This is a genomic window from Bacteroides sp. GM023, assembly GCF_014750685.1.
Classification (GTDB): Bacteria; Bacteroidota; Bacteroidia; order Bacteroidales; family Bacteroidaceae; genus Bacteroides.
In genome coordinates this window covers 125754-149082 of record NZ_JAAXGE010000010.1, presented here as the reverse complement: position 1 = coordinate 149082, position 23329 = coordinate 125754, and the positions used below count along the sequence as shown (strand labels likewise).

At 40.3% G+C, this 23329-nt stretch carries 11 protein-coding genes; all 11 read right to left on the bottom strand.

Features of this window, described 5'->3' with window-relative positions:
- Positions 1-134 precede the first annotated feature (134 nt).
- Complete coding sequence (gene hepC / locus HC965_RS20835) at positions 135-2135, bottom strand: heparin-sulfate lyase HepC (RefSeq protein WP_191033263.1); 2001 nt, start codon at positions 2133-2135, stop codon at positions 135-137.
- A gap of 28 nt (positions 2136-2163) precedes the next feature.
- Positions 2164-3450, bottom strand: a complete 1287-nt coding sequence (locus HC965_RS20830) for a DUF4995 domain-containing protein (RefSeq protein ID WP_191033262.1) — start codon at positions 3448-3450, stop codon at positions 2164-2166.
- A 230-nt stretch (positions 3451-3680) separates the two neighbouring features.
- Positions 3681-5363: a RagB/SusD family nutrient uptake outer membrane protein gene (locus tag HC965_RS20825; protein ID WP_191033261.1), complete on the bottom strand. Its 1683-nt coding sequence runs from the start codon at positions 5361-5363 to the stop codon at positions 3681-3683.
- A gap of 18 nt (positions 5364-5381) precedes the next feature.
- The gene (locus tag HC965_RS20820) at positions 5382-8534 is read right to left on the bottom strand and encodes a TonB-dependent receptor (RefSeq protein WP_191033260.1); all 3153 of its coding nucleotides are present in this window, start codon (positions 8532-8534) and stop codon (positions 5382-5384) included.
- Positions 8535-8565: 31 nt separating this feature from the next.
- Positions 8566-10665 (bottom strand): surface glycan-binding family protein, encoded by a 2100-nt coding sequence (locus tag HC965_RS20815; RefSeq protein WP_191033259.1) that lies wholly within the window; start codon positions 10663-10665, stop codon positions 8566-8568.
- 16 nt (positions 10666-10681) lie between these two features.
- Positions 10682-12820, bottom strand: coding sequence for a heparin-sulfate lyase HepC (hepC, locus tag HC965_RS20810; protein ID WP_191033258.1), 2139 nt, complete (start codon positions 12818-12820; stop codon positions 10682-10684).
- A 290-nt stretch (positions 12821-13110) separates the two neighbouring features.
- The gene (gene hepC, locus HC965_RS20805) at positions 13111-15249 is read right to left on the bottom strand and encodes a heparin-sulfate lyase HepC (RefSeq protein ID WP_191033257.1); all 2139 of its coding nucleotides are present in this window, start codon (positions 15247-15249) and stop codon (positions 13111-13113) included.
- A 604-nt stretch (positions 15250-15853) separates the two neighbouring features.
- The gene (locus HC965_RS20800) at positions 15854-19915 is read right to left on the bottom strand and encodes a two-component regulator propeller domain-containing protein (protein ID WP_191033256.1); all 4062 of its coding nucleotides are present in this window, start codon (positions 19913-19915) and stop codon (positions 15854-15856) included.
- A 98-nt stretch (positions 19916-20013) separates the two neighbouring features.
- A complete protein-coding gene (locus HC965_RS20795; protein ID WP_191033255.1) occupies positions 20014-20421 on the bottom strand; it encodes an ATP-binding protein in 408 nt (135 codons plus the stop codon).
- 9 nt (positions 20422-20430) lie between these two features.
- Positions 20431-22362, bottom strand: a complete 1932-nt coding sequence (locus tag HC965_RS20790) for a SpoIIE family protein phosphatase (protein ID WP_191033254.1) — start codon at positions 22360-22362, stop codon at positions 20431-20433.
- 9 nt (positions 22363-22371) lie between these two features.
- Positions 22372-23319 carry an ABC transporter substrate-binding protein gene (locus HC965_RS20785; protein ID WP_191033253.1) on the bottom strand — a complete coding sequence of 316 codons (948 nt, stop codon included), beginning with the start codon at positions 23317-23319 and terminating at the stop codon, positions 22372-22374.
- Between the last annotated feature and the right edge of the window lie 10 nt (positions 23320-23329).

The following is a 23329-nucleotide window of genomic DNA, read 5'->3' as shown; positions in this document are numbered from 1 at the left end:
GATATTAATAAACGAATAATAGCCGGATATGACTGCCATTCAGGGATGCGTAGTGACGAAAAATCTCCTCTCTTTTTAACGTAGAGAGGAGATTCTTCGCTACGCTCTGACCGACACTGAAGAATGTCTTTTTATCAGAGTTTATATTTTAGTGACTGTTTCTTTCCGTTTACTTTCACTTCTATTTCCAATCCGTTTTCGTCGAACGCTTTGTTCTTGAATTTAGCGTCAAATTTAGGGGCATCTGCGCTCTTCTTAACCGGGTAGATAACAGTGATATAACGTACAGCTTCTTCGCCGTCTTTCTTTACGTTGAATGATACATTCATACGTTTATAACGTTTGCGATAAGCAGTTGAACACCATCCCGGTTCTTTCTTCATGCTCATGCCGGCAGGGCCGAAACATTGCAGTTTCATGTTGCTTCTATCCTCAAATTGAGTAAGGAATGTCATGTCTTCGCGGCTGTTGGCGATTTCACCTTTCGGCATTTGGTAATGAAGATTGATAGAACCTTTAGCGCTACCTGTCATTTCGTCTACGATTACGAAGTAAGTGTTATCGACGAAGAATACGGAACGGCGATGCTTCAAGTTCTTGTAACTTGGATTTTCGGTAACCAAAGTTTGGATAGCACCTTCCGGCTGCCACAGTTTGGTAACTGATTCTGTAGTATCCAGGTTCTTGTTGTTCAGGGTTACAGTGTTGTGTACACAAGTCTGACGGTGCCAGTTGCGTTGTTCCATCACTTCGCCTTCGCCTGCATATACATACGAACCTGAATCTGGGAACAAGTTCTTGCCGTTGAACCAAAGTTCGAATGTACCGTTGTCCGGCTGACAGTGCCAAAATGCTTTCGGACCAGCCTTAACGACCATTTGAGTAGCATCCATTCCCCAGGAATTACGGAATACGAAGAAACCTGATTTCAAGAATCCCTTAGACATATAATCCGGCAATGCGCCTTCTTTACCTTCTGTTGCAAAGTATTTGATAGCCTGGTTTTTCGGGAACAGTTTGCTCCATGACTTGTAGTTCTTCACCATTTCTTTCTTAGTTGTCAGTTTGGCGTCACTGAAACATGGGTTTGTGTAATCCGGGAAAGAAATGTTTGCATAGAACATAATCATGCTTTCGATTGTATCCAAATAGTCCTGTGGGAATTCCTTACGGAATCCGTTAGCGTCAGCGATACCTAATGCCTTGCAGAAAATATTGATAGCAGCGAGGTGATAGTGCGGGTCGAGTTCGAACTGTCCGCCATCTTCATATACCTGTACATGAATTTCACGGTTCAGGATGTCGATACCACTTTTTCTCCAAGCCGGAGCATCTTTGAATTCCGGGAAGAAAGCACCGGCATAAATCATACGTTGAGCTTCGAACAGCAAGTGATTACCCTGGTCGGAGTAATTGCCTAAGATATGTATGGCATGCTTGTAATAATTCACTAAGAACTCAGTCAGAAAGTCCGGAGTGAAAGAAGGAGAAGGCAGGAACAACTGGAACTGCGAAGTCTGGTCTTGCAGACGGTTGCTTACTTCCAGAGGACGCCATGCGAAACGTACGTTTTCTACTTCGCCCTTGATTTTTCCGTCGCTAACCATTTCATATTCTTTCTTGTCCATTTTCACCAGCGGATTCTTTTTAATCCAGTCGATGTATTGGTGTGCCCATTCTTTGGCGTATTTCTCGTCACCGGATACACGGTAAGCCTTACCCATCGGAGTGAACCATTTGTGACGGTGCAACTGCCAGCGAAGTTCGTTGTCTTTTACCGGCCAGTATTGCCAGTTGATGTCTTCTCCGTAATTGTAAGAAGGCTGATAACCTTTGTGAACGAAGAAGGTATGCTTCAGTGCATCGTCTGCCCACTGCTGTTCTTCTTTGCCGATAGTGATTTTATTCAGATTGATATCCGGAGTTTTCACGTTGGTACGTGCGCGGTAGTAATCGAGCAATGCTTTTGCGGCATCTTCGTCTTTACTTTCCTGGTGCAGCGTTTTCACTTTTTCCAGTCCCGGGTAGTCCAGGTTGAGAAGTGAAAATACTTCGCTTTTCAACTCCTGGGCATAACCTTTACCTACGAAACATGCAAATGTCAGCAGGACGATATACTTTAATTTTTTATTCATGATAGATTCGGTGTTATGGTTTTATGTCTTAGATATTTTTGTAATTGATACCTTTCAGATCCATGAATCTCTTCAATGCTTCCAAATAGTAGTAGTCAGCATAATTCAGCGGAGTGTCAATTTCAGAACCGTTAGGCAGTGAGCCTACAGAGTGCATCAGGATGAATCCCTGGTTGTCGCCAACCTTTGCAAGGTATGCGTCACTTGACAAACTCTTCAGAATCTTTTCAGCATAATCCAGGTATTTCTTACCATCAGGAACCATTGTGCTAAGCTCTATCAATGCAGAAGCGGTAACAGAAGCGGCAGATGCATCACGCGGAGTTTCTTCCGTCACAGGAGCATCATAATCCCAGTAAGGAATAGCGTTGTCTGTTTTCACACGTTCCATAATCATATCGGCAATCTTCACTGCAAAGTTCAGGAAAGTGCTGTCATTGGTTTCACGGTAGCAAGAGGTATAGCCATATACAGCCCATGCCTGGCCGCGTGCCCATGAAGAATCGTCATTCTTGCCTTGGTGAGTCTGCTTACGTTCAACAGTTCCGTCGTTGTTGTAGCTCACTACATGCCAGCAAGTATAATCCGGGCGGAAGTGATTGTGCATGGTAGTCATGGCATGTTTGATGGCAACATCTTTATATCTGCTGTCACCCGTTGCTTTGGCTACGTTGAACAGAAGGTCAAGATTCATCATATTGTCAATGATTACCGGGAAGTTCCATGTACCGAAATCCCAGGAACGGATAGCTGCGATAGAGTCGTTGAAACGTCCGCAAAGATTGTCGGCAGTTTCTCTCATTACTGCTACGATGGTATCGTTGGGAGCAAGACGTTCTGCGTTGCCATAGCTACAGTTTATCATAAATCCTAAATCGTGCGTACCTTTATAATAGCGTACCGGATTCAGAAGATTAGTATATTGAATGGCTTCAGCTTTCAGTGTGTCGTTTCCTGTCAGCTCGTATGCGTACCATAAAGAACCGGGGAAGAAGCCGCTTGTCCAGTCATGGATGCCACAAAGACGACGTTTGCCCAATTGTTCTGCGGTCGGTTGTGCGCGAAGTGAATCTTTAAATGTCAGTGAATCTCTTTCCAACTGACGGCAAAGGAAATCCATATCATAACCTGTGCGGATAGAACGTGGAAGCATACCTGTGTTGCTAACTTCTTCAGCAGAAAGTTGCAACTGGGCAGAAGCTACATCCAGTCCTTTTTTAATCCAACTGTAGTCTTCCTTTGGAGCTGTCTGGCACGATGCAAGTGCGATAGTAACCGAAGCAAAGAGAACAAGTTTCTTTTTCATGTTATTCATTTTAAGTGATTGTTTTTAGAAGTTTTGTAACTGATGCAAAAGTAGCCGAAAGGTCTAATTTTGTGTTACAGGATTGTCGAAAAGGCATTTAATTAGAGCTTTTCAAGTTTTGATTTTGTTGAAAAAGGTTTTAATATTCTCCAATATGCCTTGATTTATGAACCAGTCTTGTAATGATTCATTTGTTTGACAAGACTTATTGGAGAATATCGAAAAGCTCGTTTAACGATTTATTTCCAGCCTGGGTTTTGCTCGAAAGAGGTCATTAATTTCATGTCACGTTGTGGAATCGGTAATAATTCATGTTTACCTTTCTTTGTGAAATCCACACATATATAATTAGGATCGCCGCACCAATCAATTAAGTTTTGTGCTGTTTTGCGGATACTTTCATAATAGATTCCCCAACGAATCAAATCCTGACGCCTGTGACCCTCATAAGCCAGTTCATAAGCGCGTTCATCACGAATCGCTTGTTGGAATGTATCGTGATCCATTCCAGTGGCAAGATCAGACAGACTGCTTGCAGTGTTTACAGATAAGCCAAATCCACGACGACGTACCATATTGATCGCTTCGTAAGCTTCTGTAGTAGGACCACCTTTCCATTCATTTAAGGCTTCTGCATAAAGCAGCAATACATCTGCATAACGTAATACATACCAATTGATATTTGAGTAGTCTGCATTGACCAGGTAGTTGCTGGCATTTACATACTTTTCGGTATCCCATTTTGCCGGGCAACATCCATTGTCATAGGCTTTTTTTGCTTTTGCAGTTCCAGCATCGGAAATAGCCGTTTCGAAAGTTTCAGCATTAATGGCTATTTTTACTCCGTCTTCACCAGTTGCTTCTTTTTTTCCATATCTATAATCTGAGAAGGAAATAGCCCATCGTTTATCGCTTTGACGATCTTTCCAGTCACGCAGGAATGTACTTACCACTCTCCAATTTCCTGCATTGCGTACACCTCTGATACCAGATGCAGAGACGCCATTCCATTTGCCGATGCGTCCACAAGGGTCTTGAGAAGAAGTTCCTGTTACTGTAGGGGCGTAGAAACTGACTTCTATCAAACTTTCGTCCGGATTCCATATCCCATTGCAGGTGTTACGCCAAAGTTGTTCGTAATCATCTAATAGATGATGTTTGCCCGATTCTACTAGAATTTTAGCTGTCTTGGCTGCTTCTTCCCATTTGCTTTTATCATTGATCGGACTTCCTGCCCATGTGGCATATACTTTAGTCAGCAAGCCGAGTGCAGCACCTTTTGAGAAACGGAAACTATTGTTGGAACGTATTTTGTCATCTTGTGCATAAGGCAAGTTGCTTATCGCGAATTTTAGATCGGCTTCGATGAATTTATACACATCTTCCGGTGCAGCTTGTACAAAAGTAGAAGGGTGTTGAGAAGATTGAGCAGTGTTGGTCATCAATGCAATGTTTCCGTACCAGCGAACCAACTCAAAATAATACAATGCGCGTAGTGCACGTGCTTCTGCCATATAAACAACAGCTTTCTGTTGGTCGTCGTCTCCAAATTGATTCACATTGCTCTGTAAAGTTTCCATAAAGTCATTTGCATCATAAACGGCATTATAAAGTGCTGACCAGGTACTTTGTACTTCTGATTGAGTAGCGGTGTATGCATTAGCCGGAACCAGGCGGAAGCCATTGGTGCTGTTTCCTTCGCATTTGGCTAAATCAGTGGGAATCGTGAACAGAAGTGATAAATGATATCCATATATGCCTCCTTGAATCATATCCCTGTAGACGCCTAACAGTACGTTTTGCGCTTCAGAAGCATTTCTCATATAAGTTTTTTTATCCACTTCCGTGTAAGTTTGCTCATCTAGTGAACAGGATGAAAATACACAGCTTAGAAATAGTATATAGTATATTATTTTTTTCATTTTTACTGTTTTTATAGATTAGAACTGAATTTCAAGACCGAATGTATATACTCTACTCTTTGGGTAAGCTCCCCAGTCGAGTCCAGGAGTCATCGGATTATTAGCCCCCATAGATACTTCCGGGTCATATCCGCTGTATTTGGTTATACAGAACAGATTCTGTGCGGAGGCATAGGCGCGTAGGCGTGATATGTAGAATTTTCTAGTCCATTTGCTTGGTAGTGTATAACCTAAGACAACGTTCTTCAAGCGAAGGAAAGAACCATCTTCAATAAAGCGTGAATACAATTCATTCTTCACATAACCTTTGGCCGAAGGAACCCGATTGGATGCATGTGTAGGCGTCCATCTGTCCGCTACTTCTGCTAACTGGTTATAACGTTCGTCTTGTGTTTGTGTACTAAAAAGACGAGTTGCGTTATAAACATCATTTCCATAGTTGAATTGGAACATAAAACTAAAGTCTATCTGCTTGTAATTGAATGTATTGGTAATACCTCCATACCATTTAGGAATACCATTCCCAATTACCGTAAGGTCCTTGGTGGTGATAGAACCGTCTCCGTCAATGTCTTTATACTTCACCATACCCGGTTCTACAGGTCTTCCCGCATGTTCGCTGATATCGGTAATTCCGGGTTTTAATATCATTTTACCATCCGGAGTTACATTAAAATCGGACGTTTGGTATACGCCGTCGTATTTATAGCCATAAATTTGTCCTAAAGAAGAACCGATTGTTGCTATATAATCATAGTCTGTGAAGTCTGAACTAAATCCTGTGCGAGCATACATCGTAGTAGTACCCGGCTGTAAAGATTTCAAGGTATTTGTAAGGAACGAGATATTGAAATCTGTTTGCCATAAGAAATTTTTAGTTTGGATGTTCGTACTGTTCAGATTCAGCTCGATACCTTTATTTTGTATTTTACCGATATTTTGGTATTGAGAACCGAATCCTGTAACATATGCCAGACTTTGAGCCAATAGTAAGTCTTTCGTGTTTTTCACGAAGAAGTCTGCGGAGAAATTCAGCCGATTTTCAAATAATCCTAAGTCAATTCCTAGATTGGTGGTTGTCGAACCTTCCCATTTTAGGTCAGGATTAGGCAATTGTTTCGGATTCAATACTGTAATCAGTTGGCTTCCCAATCCATATTTACTCATCGTATATAAATCCATTGACAGATTATTGGCAATGCGGTCGTTACCTACCGTACCCCATCCGAAACGGAGTTTCAGGTTTGAAATAGGTTTGATCTCTTTCATAAACTTCTCTTCGGAAATACGCCATGCGGCAGAGAAAGAAGGGAAGTAACCCCATTTATTATTTTTGGCAAATACGGTAGAACCGTCTGCACGTACGGTCGCTGTAAGTAAATAACGGTTGTCAAAGTTATAATTACCACGGGCAAAGAAAGAAAGCAGTTTTTTTTCGCTTCTATAAGTATTAACTTTACTGGGAGTGGCACCGATGCCTAAGTTATCACTTCCTAGATTGTCAAATGGAAAATCTTTGGCTTGACCTTGCAGGTATTCACTGCTATTGAAAGAAAATTCATGTCCCAGCATGACATTGAGTGTATGCTTTTTCTTGAATTTCTTATTGTATGTCAAGGTGTTATTGTTAATCCAGCGTAATGCTTTTGTCATTTGCGTCTGTCCATAAGCGCTGTTACCGTTACGATATGCTTCACGAGATGATTCAGTATAGAAAACATCATCGCGAGTGTTGGTTGTATTGTAAGTTCCGGCAGTTTTGAATGTAAGGTCCTTAGTCAGTTTAACGGTAATGGCAAGGTTTGTTCCCCAAAGTTCTGCTTGTCTCCGGCTATTGACAGATTTAGCTTGAACGATAGGATTTACTTGTGAGATACTTTCTGTATCTGAGAGAATCAACGGGTCGATAGCGGCAGCTAGAAATTCTTCGTTGGTCATGCTATTACCTGGAGTAGGACGTGCGCGTAAAATCATGGAAAGCATATTAAAACGTCCATTGTCGCCTGAAGTTCCCACCCCTTTTTTCACTGTGTTGGCATAATTAACAGTTGCATCGAATGATACTGCCTTGGTTACTTGTTGGATGAGACGGAGTTTTCCTGTTGTTTTTTGGAAACCGCTGTTTGTAAAGATACCATTTTCGTTATAATGTGAAAAAGAAGCAGAATATTTGCTTTCTTTATTACCACCGGAGATAGACAGGCTATGGTCTTGTGACCATGTCGGGGCAAAAGATTCTTTTTGCCAGTCTACTCCCGGGTCAGTCAGATAGTCGTCAATCGTTTGGTGAATGTATGGTTCTCCATTTTTATCATTACCTTCCTGATAGTAAGTCGTTGCATATTTGGATGGATTGATTTCCATCTGTAATTGTACGAAATCATATGGAGATAGTTGATCCAGCATTTTTGAGATTTTACGATAACTGGCTGATCCATTATATGTGATAACCGGTTTACCTTCTTTTCCGGATTTGGTCGTAACCAATACAACACCGTTTGCTGCACGGGCTCCGTAAATAGCGGCAGCAGATGCATCTTTCAGAAATTCCATATTTTGAATGTCGGAATTGGAAAGATGGTCGAGACTACTCACTTCAAAACCATCGACAATGAAAAGTGGCGAAGCGTCTCCAGTTACAGTACCTACACCACGAATCTTGATGTCGAAACCTGCTCCCGGTGTTCCATCAGTTGATGTAACTTGTACACCGGCAACTTGTCCTCCCAGGGTTCCCATTACAGAGCCGGTTTTGAAGCCCTCTATGTTTTTGGCACCTAGGGAAGCGACCGAGCCAGTCAAGTCATTTTTTTTCATAGTTCCATATCCGACAACGACAACCTCGTCCAACATGGCGTTATCAGGAGTCAGTTTTATAGACAATTTGTTTTTTCCCTGAATTTTAACATCCTCGGTTTTGTAGCCTATATAGCTGATTGACAAAGTTCCATTTTTAGGAGCATTTATCGTGAAGTTACCGTCAAAGTCTGTAATTGTACCTGCTTTGCTTCCTTTCACTTGTATTGTTGCTCCAATTAAAGGAGTATCTGTTTCATCCAGCACCACACCTTTTACATTTATATCTTGTGCAAACGTGGTGAGGGTGATCAAGAGAGCCAAGAGGGTGAAATACCCTCTTTTGCTCAACGTGTTGTATCTTAATTTAAACATATTCATTGTGATTTATATAATTCATTAGTATTTAGAAGTTTGGATCAAACCAAATGATGAATGGGAATACCTGAGTGCCACCATTGATACTATTAGCACTGAAATCTCCATTAGTAACGAGTGTCATCTGCCCAATCATTGCCCCATCAGCATATACTCCGTCGGTATTTTTCCATTTTCCCGGATTCACTTTTACGGCCCAGTTTGCAGTCTGGTCGACATATGCACAAGCCTGACTGAGATTAGTACTGTTACTGTAGTAAGACAGCGGATCTTTTGAACCGTAATTTGGGTTCTTGTCACCATAATAAGCTCTGAAGACTTCGGCTAGGAATGTATTTGTAACACTGGCACTTACTGTTCCTTCCACAAGTTCACCGTTTACATTGTAATAGTTGAAAGTTCTTCTATAATCCATAGCGAATTTAGCAGGGTCACTTACGCCTTCAAGAGTTGGTTCTTTAGAGATTCCACCCTTTGCTGGATTCACTCTGAATGCAAATGGAGAATATAGCACTTTAACTCCACTTGTAGCAGGGAAGTTGAAGAATACGGGAACATTGACAGAGACTTCAGCAGGTGTTCCTTTTCCAGCTGTTGCAGTTACAATAATGACACCACATTGGTTGGCTTTATAGCCTTTCAGAGACAATTTACCGGTTGCAGAATCTATTGTCGTTCCACTCATTTGGTGTTTGGTGACTACGCTCCATGTGAGCTGAACACCGTTTTTGGCATCGGTTTTAGGTTCGAGACTTAACCCTTGCAGTTCATTAGCACTGTTTACTCTATATTGACTTGCTTCTGCGGCTTCGTCTAATCCTAAGTTGTTTCCGTATCGGATATAAGTGAAATAATTCTCATTCTCCTTAATATTCAGGTTGAAAGAAGTAATCTTTTCGCTTTTAGCATTATGAGCTTTTACTTGAATAGTATAATTCTTTATTTGAATAGTATTACCTTTTTTGGCAGAGATTACTCCTAAGTGTTCATCTATATTCAGCTTCCCATTCAGTTCTGCCGGAAGATTCACAAATTCATAGCTAACTTGATCGCCATCTATTTCGGTAGGAGAGAATGTAAATGCTGTACCTTGAACCTCTTCTTGATTATCATAAGAGAAGGTGGTGATAGGATTAATGAAAGCTACAATATTAATAATGAATGCTTCGTCGAAATCTGTACTTCCATATTTGTTAGTAACGGATATGCTAACTTTACATTCGGTATCGATTTCCAACCCATTGTTTTCGCTTAATGATAAGACACCTGTTGTCGGATCTATGGTGATAGGTGCGTTTTCCGGTGTCACGGATTTGATGCTGTAAGCCAGTTCTTCTAGTGAACCCTTCAATACAGGTACAGTAGTAACGTATGCACTATTTTTTTCTGCTTTGACTGAATTGGGAGTGTATATTAATGACAATGGTTTAGATATAATATTGAAAGTCACTGCATTTTCAAAGATGCCTGCTCCTGCACCAGTGGTCAGTTTCAGATTCAGTGTGTATTTTCCTGGAGGAATTTCACCTTTATAATTCTTATTGATGCTGATCTTTCCGGTCTGTGTGATAGCAAAGTATTCATATCCTTCTTCTTGAATTATTTCATATTTAGTGATGGATACATGAGTACTATTGTCTGTTGTCACTTGAGCGGTTGCATCTTCATTATCGATATCCGTAAAGTCAACTGTCACTTCGTTAGGTTCCACAGTAATACCGTCAGGCACGGGTGCCAGCATATTTACTGTTACCGCATCCTTAAACTCGTGACGATTGCCGTTTGATGTACAGGCTATTGTTAGTTTATACGTACCTACAGGCAATTTTTCAGTATTTTGCAAGGAGATAGATCCGCTGTTTGTGTCAATGACAAAACAGTCTGTACTATATGTTTCATTGTCAAGCGTAATCCCTGTGATTGCAAAATCTGAGGGTGCGGCACCGATGTATGTCGGTGAATTAAGGTTAAAGTTCATGGAAGGACCTATATCTGTCACTCCTGAATAAAAGATGGCAAATTTGGTAGAATCTGTCGTTTCTGGGTCTGTACAAGAGGTGACGAAATGTCCCGACAAGATGATCACTAAGAGCATCAGTCCCTTGCTAAGTAATGTTTTAAGGTTCATATTTACTATTTTAAGTTTATTGGATTTGATAATTCAACTCATAAGTTTTGCCAGCAACGGTTACTGAACAGGAAACTCCGTTGTCGTTGTAGCCTCCAGCGATAAATGAACCGGATATTTCCGTTGCATCCGTACTTCCCTGCACAGGATAGATGACAGTGAGAAAACGCGCTGCCTTTCTTCCACTTTTTGCAGCCATATTAACAGAATAGGCTTTACGTTCGAAGGTTGCGTTGTCATTGGTATCATAAGAGACTCTTCCTGCAAAAGGAGTGAGAGTCACTTTTCCGTCATCATTTGTTTTCACTGTGCGGATTATGATATTGTTACCGTCGGCGAAATTAGTGTGTGCTCCGTGGAGATCTTCGTCAATAATTACTTCACTATCATTTCCCTCGCATAAATTGAAATTGATGTTGACAGGAGTGGTAGTCGTACCTTCTCCTATACCTTCGTCTACGATTACAAAGAATTTCTTTTCGACGAAGAATACATAGCGTCTATGAGTAAGGTTCTTATATCCGTCATTTTCCGTCACTAGCACTTCTGTGGTACCTTCCGTACTGCATTTAATCAGTCTTCCCTGAGTGGTGGTATAACTGGCTCCGTCTTTCAGGTCTGTATGATTCGCTCCCAAAGTAAGTGTGTTGTGCACTTCAGATTGGCGGAACCATTTGCGATTGTCGTTGCTGCCCCCAGTTGTGTTGGTATAGGCATAGACGCCAGAGTCGGGGAAGAAATTACGCCCGTTATGATAAAGTTCGAACGTACCGTTATCCGCTTGGTTATGTGACCAGATATCCGGTGCTGTTTCCGCATAGTTATTGCTTAGGATAAACATCGTGGATGCTTTATCCCATCCGTTACGCAATACATAATAGCCGGATGTAGAGAATAGCTTCGGTGTAACATCCGGGCGTGTACCCTTGCCATAAGTTGCCATATATTTGATATTAGCATTGTTGGGGAACATCTCTATATATCTATTGAAATTTTTATTAAGCACACTACGGCTCCACGAAGCTTGACGGGTATCGTTGAAACCCGGTACGAAGTATTTTCCGATTCCACTGAAATAGCTCGGATAAGTAAAGTTTATAACTACTTCGGCAGCTTTTTCCAGAGTTTCTTTCAATGTAGCGGGTAGTTTATCTGTAATGTTGTTAGCTTCGGCTAGCTTGATAATTTCATAATAATCGGCAATTGCAGATATATGATAACTGAGGTCTAGTTCATAGTGCATTCCATCTTCCAGAAATTGTTCCTGGACCTGTTGGCTTAGAATGTTGAATCCGGTGTTTTGCCAAGTCTGAGCATTTTTTAATTCGGGGAGAAGTGTTCCTGCCGTAGCCAAAGCCGCTCCTTGCGAAATCAGAATATTACCTGCCTGTTCATAAGGATATTGTACTAAGAAATCTGCTTGTTCTGCAATTTTGACTAAAAATGCAGAAAGCCATTCAGGTGAAAAGTTGACAGAATTCTTGAAATATTCCAATAACTTGACTTGGTCATTGATGCGGGTAGCCACTTGCAATTGCCACCAACTGGTTGTGTTTGGACCACTTGTAGGTTGTGGATTTTGTGTCATCCAATCACTATAGACACTTATCCAGTTAGTAGCGTACTTCTCATCATTGCTTGTGCGATATGCTTTTGCTTGTGGAATGAACCATTGGTGACGATGCAGCTGTTTTTGATATTCGTCAGAAGCACCTTCGGGAGAGAAGGTCCAGTCTATCTTACCATCTTTTTTTAATGACCAAGGTTGTTGCGTGTCATTGTTCTGATAGAAGTTCTTAACGTAAAAGCAAAAGTCTGTTAATGCATAGTCTGCGATAGATTTTTCGTTTTCTGTCACTGTTACGTTCATTAAAGAAAAATTCGGATTGGTTACGTTTGTACGCGTACGATAGTATTCTAAAATTTCTTTTGCTGCCCAATAATAGTTTCCAGTTTCATAATGTGATTTAGCTTTTTCTAGTCCGGGATAATCCAGGTTGATCACCTCGAATAACTTTTCGTTGATTACATCGTTGGGTAGAGAAGGACCGTTGATCTCCAAATCTCCACCATCAGTGATAAGTTCGTTGTCGTCATCTGTACATCCGATGCATGCAAAGAATGCACACATGCAAATAAAGAAGATGTTCTTCATACTTTATTAGGTTTTAATTATTAAAAGTTATATTTTACTGTTTGCAAATGTAGCTTGTTTATTTTTTAATGTCAGCTTATGTTGTTCAAGCTTTGTTCAAAAATGATTTTTTTGATATTAATATTGTTGAATCAAATGCTATTCTTGTTTAAAAAGCCTGCTATGCTTCTGATTCCCGGCTTTTTATATATCATAATGTAATCTACTCCTGTTATACTCATGCGATGGATTTTGTACATTTTTAGATGTTTCATTGGATGATTTTTAGTCTGAAATGAATGTTGGAAGTTTCAGTTTTTAAGTTGATAATTCAAATCGTATGACTTATTATCAATAGTCACTTTGATAGAAACATTAGTAGAGTTTGCAGGATTGTCGGTGAATTCTGCGTGAATCTTATGATTAGATGCTGTTGTTACCGGATATAATATAGTAATGAAGCGTACAGGAGTATTTTTGTTTTTCTTCATGACAACGGAATAAGCTGTTCTTTTTTCATATTTTCTATCTGTCTGATAAGAGATTCGTCCATCAAAAGGTTTTAGAGTCATATCCTGACTTCCAAAACTACGGATGAACAGGTTATTATTATCTCCAAAGGTCGTATGTGCACCGAACTCTTGAGTATCCAATATGACATTGTTGACAGATGTTTCGTCACAAAGGTGGAAATACAACTTGGCATAACCTGTTGCTGTGCCAAATCCTTCATCTATGAATGCAAAGAACTCAATAGGCTGTTTCACATAAAAGATGGAACGGCGGTGTTTAAAATCACTGTATCCTTGATTTTCGGTGACTATTAATTGTTGGTTATCATCTTCTTTAGAAAGCAGTAGGGTACCTTGTGCTTTATTGATATTTTCAGATCCTATATCTTCGTGTTCTTCAGATTTGCCTAGAACCATCGTATTATGAGCTTTGGTTTGGCGGAACCATCTGCGAAGTTTCATCACTTCTTCATCATCTTCGTTCATATATGCACATACACCGGAATCGGGGAAGAAATTGCGTCCGTTGTGATATAATTCAAATGTTCCGTTATCAAGTTGGTTATGGCTTGAATCATTCAATTTGGAAGATATATTATTGCTGTGTACCAGCATGGTCGATTGTGGAGTCCAATCGTTGCGTAATACATAAAATCCGGAATTTTCGAATGTTTTGATTTTTGTGTCAGGTTGAGTGCCTTCTTTCCCATATGTCTTCATGTAGTTAAGTTCTGAATCATTCGGGTACATATCCGTGTATTTGACGTAGTTTTTATTCAATACACTTCGGGTTTTGATCCATGAGTCGTTGAATGCAGGACTACAGTCTTTGCTTCCTTTGATAAAGTAGCTGGGATATGTGAAGTGCATGACTACTTTGGTCGCTTTCAACAGAACTTCATCAAGTTCCGGTGAAAGCAAATGTTCCGGTAATTCATTTAATAGAATCAGTCTTTTTAAATCATAGAGTCCATCTACGATACCTATATGATAATGGAGCGAGAGATCATTAGTCATCCCATCTTTCAAAAACAACTTAGAGGTTTGCTCATTAATGATGTCGCAGCCAGTCTTTTGCCATTGTGGGGCGTCTTTCAATTCAGGAAACAAGGTACCTGCAAAGACCAATGCTATGGCTTGGCTCAATAGAATGTTATTTTCTCCTGCATATTTATATAAAGATAGATAATCAGCATGCTCCGCAAAATGAATCAGAAAAAATGAAAGCCATTCGGTATTAAAATTGGCAGAAGATTTAAAATACTCGAATAATTCTGTTTGCCCCATGATACGATTGGATACTTGTAACTGATACCATTTGAATTTATCCGGCTTTCCATCCGGCTTTGGATGCTTGGTAACCCAATTGGTATATACTTCTTTCCATGAAAGTATGTATTCTTCGTTGTGAGAATGTTGATAGGCTTTTCCTTGCATCGGCATCCAATTGTGGCGATGCAATTGTTTCTGATATTCATTATCGGCACCTGCGGGAGCAAATTCCCAATTAATCGTATTGTCTTTGTTTTGTAGCGAATAAGGAATCTTTTCGTTTTTGTCTTCCAGGTAATTATCGTTAACGTAAAAACGATATCCGTTCATGGCATAGTCGGCATAGCCCTGTTCAGCTTCACTGAGAGTTGAAGATAAATTGGGATTTGTTATTCCTGTTCTATTTCTGTAATAAGTAAGCAGCTTTTCCATGGCTGCGTTGTCTTTTTTTGCTTCATGCAAAGATTTTACTTCTTCCAAACCCGGATAATCGAGGTTGAGAATTTCAAATAAATCTGCTTTAGTATCGTCTTCCGGTGGTGTCGGATCATCTTCTGATGGAATATCTTCAATGTCTTTGATGAGAGTATCCTTGTCGGTACACCCTGTGAGTATGATGGTGAGTGATAGTAGCATGCATAAGTAAAAACTGTTTTTCAAATTCATAGTAAAGACGTTTTAGTGGGTTCTTAGATTCAATATCGGGTGCAGTTACACACCTTTTCGCAAAGATATGGGATAAAGCACCCTCGCTGCATTAGTTTTATTGAATTGTATATCAATTTTGTATAATGATTCTGCTGCATATACATAAAAAGACCGTATCCTTTTCTTTAATCATATAGAAGCATTATGGAATTCTATTAGATGATTTAAGCAATTTACCGTATTCTATTAATTACTTCTTCTAATACAATTAGTGGAATGCAGTTGAGCAACTTACTGGTTGCACTTGTGCAACTGTAAAGAAGGATAAGTGCGACTTGACGGTTGCACAACTGTAACCTATTAATAAGACGCAATGGAGTCAGAAAAGACTTAATTTGTTGCTAAATAGAATGTTATGAGAAAAATGCACTTTTTCATCAGAAAAACCTAAAAACATCCTATTGTTTTTTGTAAACTTATCTTAAAATAGCCCTGTTTTAAGAGGTAATGTGTTGATTATAAGCTCTGCAACATTTTTGTATTTCCCCCTATAATACTTAAAATAAATACAAAAATGTCACAGATAATATGGATAGCTTTTTTATTATGAAATAGTTTTCACTTATCCTTTTGCTTTCTTGATATACTCAGTAGGCAAGCATCCGAAATACTTCTTGAAACTTGTAGCAAAGTAAGACGGTGTATTGAATCCTACCATCGTGCTGACTTCCGCAACTGTATAGCGACCATCTTTCAAAAGTTTGGCAGCCTCATTAAAGCGAATCTTGCGTATAAAGTCGATAGTCGATTCGCCTGTGATGGCTTTCAGTTTCAGGTGCAGATTGGAACGGCTCATATTCATTTCTCTGGCAAACTCGTCGGTAGAGAATTCTATATTATCCATGTTCTTTTCTACAATAGTCACAGCACGTTTCAGCAGCGCTTCATCCATAGCGTTGAACGTAATCTTCTCCGGTTCCACTTCCAGAGACTTGGAATAACGCTCGAGCATACGTCTGCGGGTACGCATCATGTTCTGAATCTTCGTAGTCAGTATGGCAAGAGAGAATGGTTTGGGGATATAATCATCCGCACCCATTTGCAAACCTTCCATTTGATCCTTGATTTCACTTTTGGCTGACAGGATAATAACCGGGATATGACAAGTACGGATATTCTGCTTCACGTTCTTACATAGTTTGATACCATCCATTACAGGCATCATCACATCAGTAACAATGATATCGACCTCATTATCTTTCAGTTTTTCCAGAGCTTCCTCACCGTTTCCGGCTTCCAGTGTATTAAACAGCTCGGAAAGTCCACTGCTGAGGTAATGTCGGATTTCATTATTGTCTTCTACGATAAGAATCGTTCCCCGTTTCTTGTCACCTGATTCTATGGCTTCATTTTCCACCTTTTCCGTATCAATGAAATACATCTCTTTGGAATTAGTGGAATACACCTGTTCTTCCTCGTTCTTGGCGTCATTGGAAGCTAATTCAGATGGCTTGTAGGTATTTATATCCTGCGGAAGATATACGGAGAATGTACTACCTTGTCCCTCTTCACTATCCAATTCGATACGGCCATGATGCAACTCTACCAAACGTTGTACCAATGAAAGACCGATACCACTTCCTACATGCTCACTCTCAACCTGATAAAACCGTTCGAATATCTTTCCCTGCTTGTTGATAGGAATACCGATACCTGTATCGCTGACTTGCAGTACCAGCCAATTATTTTCCTCTTTCAGGGTTACAGTGATACTTTGCCCGCTTTCGGTATATTTGAAAGCATTTGAAAGCAGGTTATTGACAATTAGTTCCAGATAATTAGGATCGAAAAGTACCTCTTTGTCTTCCAATTCGGAATGAAGAGTATAAGTTATCTTTTTGTGACGTGCCAGCTTATCATAGAACAGAAAATTGTCCTGTATCAATTGATGGGCATTTTCTTTCTTGACTTTCAATTCGAATACTCCGAGCTCGGCACGGCGGTAATCCATCAACTGATTGACAAGATGCAACAGACGATTGGCATTTCGTTGGATATATTCCAGTTGATTACGTGTCCAGCGGTCGCTTATCTTATTGATGATTTCCTGTAAAGGAGCTAAGATGAGAGTCAGTGGAGTACGCAATTCGTGAGAAATGTTGATGAAGAAACGCATCTTCATCTGATTGATTTCTTCCTGGTGCTCCTTGTCCCTGCGTTCTATTTCCAGTTCCGCTTCCATGCTTTTACGCATCCAGAAGAAACGGAACACGAAAGTGATAAAACCGATGAAGGTAGCGAGGAAAAGAAGTATTGCCCACCAAGTCTTGTACCATATGGGAAGAACGATGATTTCGAGAACAGTAGGAGTCATATTCCATTTCCCGTCACTATTGGCGGCTTTTACTAAGAAATGATACGTTCCTTGCGGTAGGTTGGAGTAGGAGACAGTACGTTTATCTGTCAGATAATACCATTCTTTATCATATCCTTCCAGTTTGTAAGCAAAGGTATTGTGCTGTCCTGAAATATAGTTGGATACAACGAACTCGATAGTAAAAGCAGTTTGCCATGATTTCAATGTAATACTTTCCGTTTCATTGATATTTTTTGTCAAAATACCAGTTTCGTCATCCGGGCGGACAGTTTTGTTGAACAGTTGCAGTTTGGTTATTACTACGGGCGGAGTATAAGGGTTGTCCAATAATAATTCAGGTCTGAAAGTTGTGATACCGTTGATACCACCGAAATACATTTGTCCGCTGGCAGTACGGCAGTACGAGGAAGTATTAAATTGATTACTTTGCAAACCATCCGATTCAGTAAAGTTACGGAACTTTTCAGTCTCCGGGTTAAAGCAGGAAATGCCCCGATTAGTACTTAGCCAAAGCCTCCCGAAGGTATCTTCCAAAATACCATAGACTACATTATTAGGCAGACCATTGGACGTAGTATATCGTTTGATTTTCTTCTCTTTCTCATTAAAGCAATAAACTCCTTCGCGCGTGCCTACCCAAACGATACCGTTGTTGGCTTCGTAAATGCAGTTGGTGAACATCTTGGTGACAGGAGATGCGGGAAGAACAGAATCTTTTTGTATCTCTAACCCTTGTTGTTGAAAGACCGATACGCCTTCCTCGCCACCAATCCAAAGCCGTTTGCGTGAGTCTCTGAATAAAGTCGTGATTTGTTGTGAAGTGAATGGAGTACCATCCTTTTCTTTATCTATGGTAGTAAAACTTCGTTTTTCAGGATTGAAGCTGACTAAAGCGCTCAATGTACCTAACAGGAGATTGCCCCCTTCGTCAGGAAGAATGGCATATACGTTCTCATTAACCAGTTGACTGTTAATCTGATTGAAACTTTCCATTCGCCCGCTGTTGCGGTGGAGAACAGACAGCCCTCCGGCATGTGTACCTATATAAACAAGTGATTTTTGCTCGTCTACATATACAGCCTTGATATTATTGGAGCCAATTCCTATTTCCCGTTCACTTTCCTGCAACGCATAATGAGTAAACTGTTGCGTTTTAGTGTTATACAGATTCAGACCGCCGTCATTGGTTCCTATCCACAGATTCTTGTCCTTATCTTCCACAATGCAGCTTACCACATTGTCACTCAATGAGTTCTTATAAGGAATACGTTGTATATTCTTGAACCGGTTCCGGATGGGATGGTAATAGTTCAGTCCCCCGAAATAAGTCCCAAGCCACATACCCCCTTGTGAGTCCATAAAAATACTGCGCACCGAACGTTGCGACAGACTACCACTTTCTACCGGACTGCTGCTATATGAAATAAAAGAGTCATTTACTTCCCGATAAATATTCAAATCATTGAACGTACCTATCCACAAACGATTTTGTGAATCCAACGCCAAAGAACGAATATAATTGGAACTGATACTTTTCGGATTGGAAGAAGAGTGTATATACGTCTTCACCTCTTTGGTCTTCGGATTGAGCAGAAGCAGACCTGCTCCCTCGGTAGCCACCCATATACGGGTAGGGGATTGTTGCAGAATAGCCTGAATCCGTTTGGTATCTAATATCGGAGACACCTTTTCAAGATTCTTTTGCGTAATGGAATAACTGTAAAGTCCGTTTTCCATTGTGCCGATATAAATCACATCACCATGCCGGTAAAGAGCGGAAGCTATAATTTTATGCATAGCCGTACTAAAAGAATCATCCACAAATTTAGATTCTTTTATGTCGAACATAATCAGACCTTCCTGTGTACTGATGAGTAATTGTTCCGGTGATATTTCAGCGATACCATTAATCTGTTGTCGCTTGCCTTTCTTCTCGTAGAAAAAGTTCTTGAATTGGTCTTTTTCTTCATCATACCATGACAGCCCGTCCCGTGTACCTATCCAAACCCGTCCCTGGCTATCTGTCTTTACGATTCGTGAGATGTCATTGGCGATACTGTTAGGATCGTCTTCGTTATGCTGGTAAACCGTAAATGCATACCCGTCATATTTATTCACACCATCATAAGTAGCAAACCACATATTGCCACGCTTGTCCTGATCAATGGCGAATACGGTACTTTGCGACAATCCTTCATTGATGGAAATATAGGAAAAATTGATTTGCTCCGGAATTTGAGAAAAGGCAGAATTAGTTCCTATACACAGAAAGAACAAACAGATTACTATATTTTTAAGGTAGCTCATTATTAGGTCATAAGATTAATAATGGCACCAAAGATAATAAAATCTTTTGTATGCTGTGTAATTTGGCCGGGAAACTATACTATTTTTCCTGGATTATGTTAAATATCTTTTTTCATTATAAGTCGATTTTCGTTGTCGATGCGTTGGTAAGATATTTCATTCATAATGCTGCGAATGAGAAATATTCCTAAACCACCGATAGGGCGCTCTTCGATAGGGAGTGTGATATCTACATCTTCTACTTGCGTAGGGTCAAAAGAAGCCCCTTTGTCCGTAAGAAGGAAAATAAGCTGCTTGTCGGTAGCGTTCACTTTCAACAGAATCGTGTGCTGTTCCTGAGGTGGATAAGCATACATAATAATGTTAGCTACGGCTTCTTCCAATGCGAGATTGATATTCATGGTCGTTTCGGCGGATAAAGACAATTCTTCGCCTACTTCTTCTATAAAACTGGCTAAAACAGTAATTTCGTTCAGATCGTTTGAGATTCTTATTTCTTTTTCCATAATAGTGTGTTACTTAACTGTTTTTTCTTCGGGTTCATATTGAATGAGTAAAATGGTCAGGTCATCGCTGGCTTCAGCTTCTTTGACATGATCTGCGATAGAGCTGACAATAACGTCAACCGTGGTACGTACATTCGACGAAGTATTAGCGGATAGGACTTCTAGTAATTTGTCGTCTCCATATAATTCTTTTTCTGTATTTTCGGCTTCTGTTATACCATCGGTATAAAGGAATAATTTGCTCCCTTTTTCCAGTGTGATTTCCGCGTCCGTATAGGTGAAATCCTCAATGACCCCGACAAATATCTGAGTAGGGAATTCCAGGAATGACACATGTTTGTCAGGATGAATAAGTATAGGCGGGTTATGTCCGGCATTGCAAAGTTTCATCACACCTGTTTCCAAATCAAGTATCCCAACAATAAGTGTGACAAACATATTGGATTCGTTATTATCGGAAATGGAGTTATTCATCTCAGTCACGATCTTGGCCGGTGAAAGCACCTGATGGGACAGGGTGCGGAATAAGCTGCGGGTAATAGCCATAAACAGAGAAGCGGGTACTCCTTTCCCGGACACATCACCAATCAGGAAATAAAGACGGTTGCCATCCATATAGAAGTCATATAGGTCACCGCCGACTTCCTTGGCAGGTTTCAATATGGCATGTAAGTCCACATCATTGCGGTCGGGATAAGGTGGGAATATTTTAGGAAGCATCCCCATCTGTATATCCCTGGCTATGGAAAGTTCACTCTCGATCCGTTCTTTGCTGGCAGTTGTTTCTTTCAATTCATTGACGTAAGTAGACAGGGATTTTTGCATATAGGCCAACGAATCATGTAAATCTCTGATTTCATCTTTCGAATGTACCTGCGGTAATGTTACATCAAATCGTCCGGTCGCAATTTCACGGGCTGATTCGGAGAATCTCTTCAGTGGGCGGACAAGCCGGTGAATAATGCTATATACAATCAAAAACAACACCAGGATACCGGCTGAAAAAGTATAAATGATATTGCGTGAAGTACTGTCCAGCTCCTGAAGAATAATCTTGCTCGGACAGACTGTACATACCGACCAGCCTATTTCCGGGATAGCCGTGTAAAAAGCATACGAGTCCGTTCCTAAATTATCGAAACGTACTGTTCCGGTTTTTCCTGCCAGCATCTCGCGTCCGATACGTTCCTGTGTCTGGTTCTCTGTAGAGAAAGCTTCGGTGAATACCGTCTCATTCAGAATCTTACTTCTGTTTTCGTGCGTCAGAAAACTTCCGTTACGACTAAGCAGGTACGTATAACTGGCAGAGTAGGGCTTCATCAAACTGATATTGTCTGTGAACTGTGACAAGGATATACTGGCAATAAAGATTGCATAAAGTTCCCCCCGATTATTATACAAAGGTTTTGAGTAAGTACTCATAATGATGTTTCCTCCACCGTCATCGTAATAAGGTTCGCTCCAATGATCCTGTTTCAGCATCTTGGGAATAAGATACCAGTCCATACATGGATAATCATAGTTTTGACTCCCTAATACCTGATAGGCTATTTTATTGTTACGGAAAGAAACATAGGGCATGAAATATTTCCCCTTTTCTTTATAATAATCCGGTACGAAAGCTATACCACTTCCGACAATGAGCGGGTTGTTTTTTATAATGGAAGTAATGACATGATGCAAAGAATCCGGCTGATTTATATTCTTTTCCAGCACCCATACGGATTGGTTAATGGTCGTTTCTACGGACCTTAGCTGACTGGTTATTTCCGTTGTGATGTTGCTTAACAGTCCGTGAGTGCGTTCAATAGCGAAATTTGTAACTTTTTCATGGCTATATTTATAGAATAATCCCATGATTACGGCAAAAACAATCAGTATGAATGACAGTACATAAACACTGAGCCGGGTTGCAAAAGAGCGGGAATATGTGCGTTTCATGTCGTTTGGTTATTTAACAAAGCTCTCATAACGGAGATTATTTGCCTTTTGGGTATCGGCAGGTAGTAAAATATCAGTAGCCAAATCAAATCCTTCGCGACTTAATCGATAGGGACGTTGACCGTTTTTGTCTATTTGCAGACGTAATATTTCGTCCAGCATTTTGCTTTGATGGTATCGGTTGGTACCTATATTATGGCGACGTACCTGTTCCATAACAATATCCAGTGTTTCTTCACGGTGTTCATATGCCCAGTTCCATCCACGAATAGAAGCCCGTACCAACTTCTGCACAGTTTCCGGATGCTTCTTGTAAAACTGTTCGGTGACGTAAAGTCCGTCCTCGGGCAAATTGTATCCATAATCGGCAAAACGCATGATATGGGCAGAGTCGATTTGCATACCACATTCTGTCAGTAATGGAAACTCATTATAACTACCTACCATGCAAATATCCACTGCCTTTGAAAAAAAGAGATTGATACCGCTGTTAAAGCGTATCCAGTTAACCCTAAGTAGATATTTGTTAGCTATTCGATCCAGTAATTCCTGACTGAGATGGTTCCATACTGCTATTTCTTTATATTGCAAAGATGAAACTCCTTTTAGTGGTGAATGACTGACCAGCATCAAACTGTTCTCCTGCGAAGTTTGCATCACATTGACAATTTGTTTACCAGCAAGACATTCCATGAAAGCTTGTGACAGGTTTGTGATAATTGCTTGTGGCTCTTCTTCTTTAAGATATAGGAATGAATTCTCGGAATGAGATGGATGTTTGATATCTACATCAAGCCCTTCCTCCTTATAAAACCCCATTTTTTCAGCTACATAATAGCCGGCAAATTGTGCTTGTGCCGTCCATTTGGGTATTAAGGTAATGGATTGCGCATTTGCCATCACTGTCAGCGAAAACACAACTGACAGTACAGTGCTAATGATATAAATAGCTTTCATATTGCCGGAA

Coding starts and splice junctions, on each gene's coding strand:
- hepC (WP_191033263.1), bottom strand. CDS start 2,135: ATGAATAAAAAATTAAAGTATATCGTCCTGCTGACATTTGCATGTTTC.
- HC965_RS20830 (WP_191033262.1), bottom strand. CDS start 3,450: ATGAATAACATGAAAAAGAAACTTGTTCTCTTTGCTTCGGTTACTATC.
- HC965_RS20825 (WP_191033261.1), bottom strand. CDS start 5,363: ATGAAAAAAATAATATACTATATACTATTTCTAAGCTGTGTATTTTCA.
- HC965_RS20820 (WP_191033260.1), bottom strand. CDS start 8,534: ATGTTTAAATTAAGATACAACACGTTGAGCAAAAGAGGGTATTTCACC.
- HC965_RS20815 (WP_191033259.1), bottom strand. CDS start 10,665: ATGAACCTTAAAACATTACTTAGCAAGGGACTGATGCTCTTAGTGATC.
- hepC (WP_191033258.1), bottom strand. CDS start 12,820: ATGAAGAACATCTTCTTTATTTGCATGTGTGCATTCTTTGCATGCATC.
- hepC (WP_191033257.1), bottom strand. CDS start 15,249: ATGAATTTGAAAAACAGTTTTTACTTATGCATGCTACTATCACTCACC.
- HC965_RS20800 (WP_191033256.1), bottom strand. CDS start 19,915: ATGAGCTACCTTAAAAATATAGTAATCTGTTTGTTCTTTCTGTGTATA.
- HC965_RS20795 (WP_191033255.1), bottom strand. CDS start 20,421: ATGGAAAAAGAAATAAGAATCTCAAACGATCTGAACGAAATTACTGTT.
- HC965_RS20790 (WP_191033254.1), bottom strand. CDS start 22,362: ATGAAACGCACATATTCCCGCTCTTTTGCAACCCGGCTCAGTGTTTAT.
- HC965_RS20785 (WP_191033253.1), bottom strand. CDS start 23,319: ATGAAAGCTATTTATATCATTAGCACTGTACTGTCAGTTGTGTTTTCG.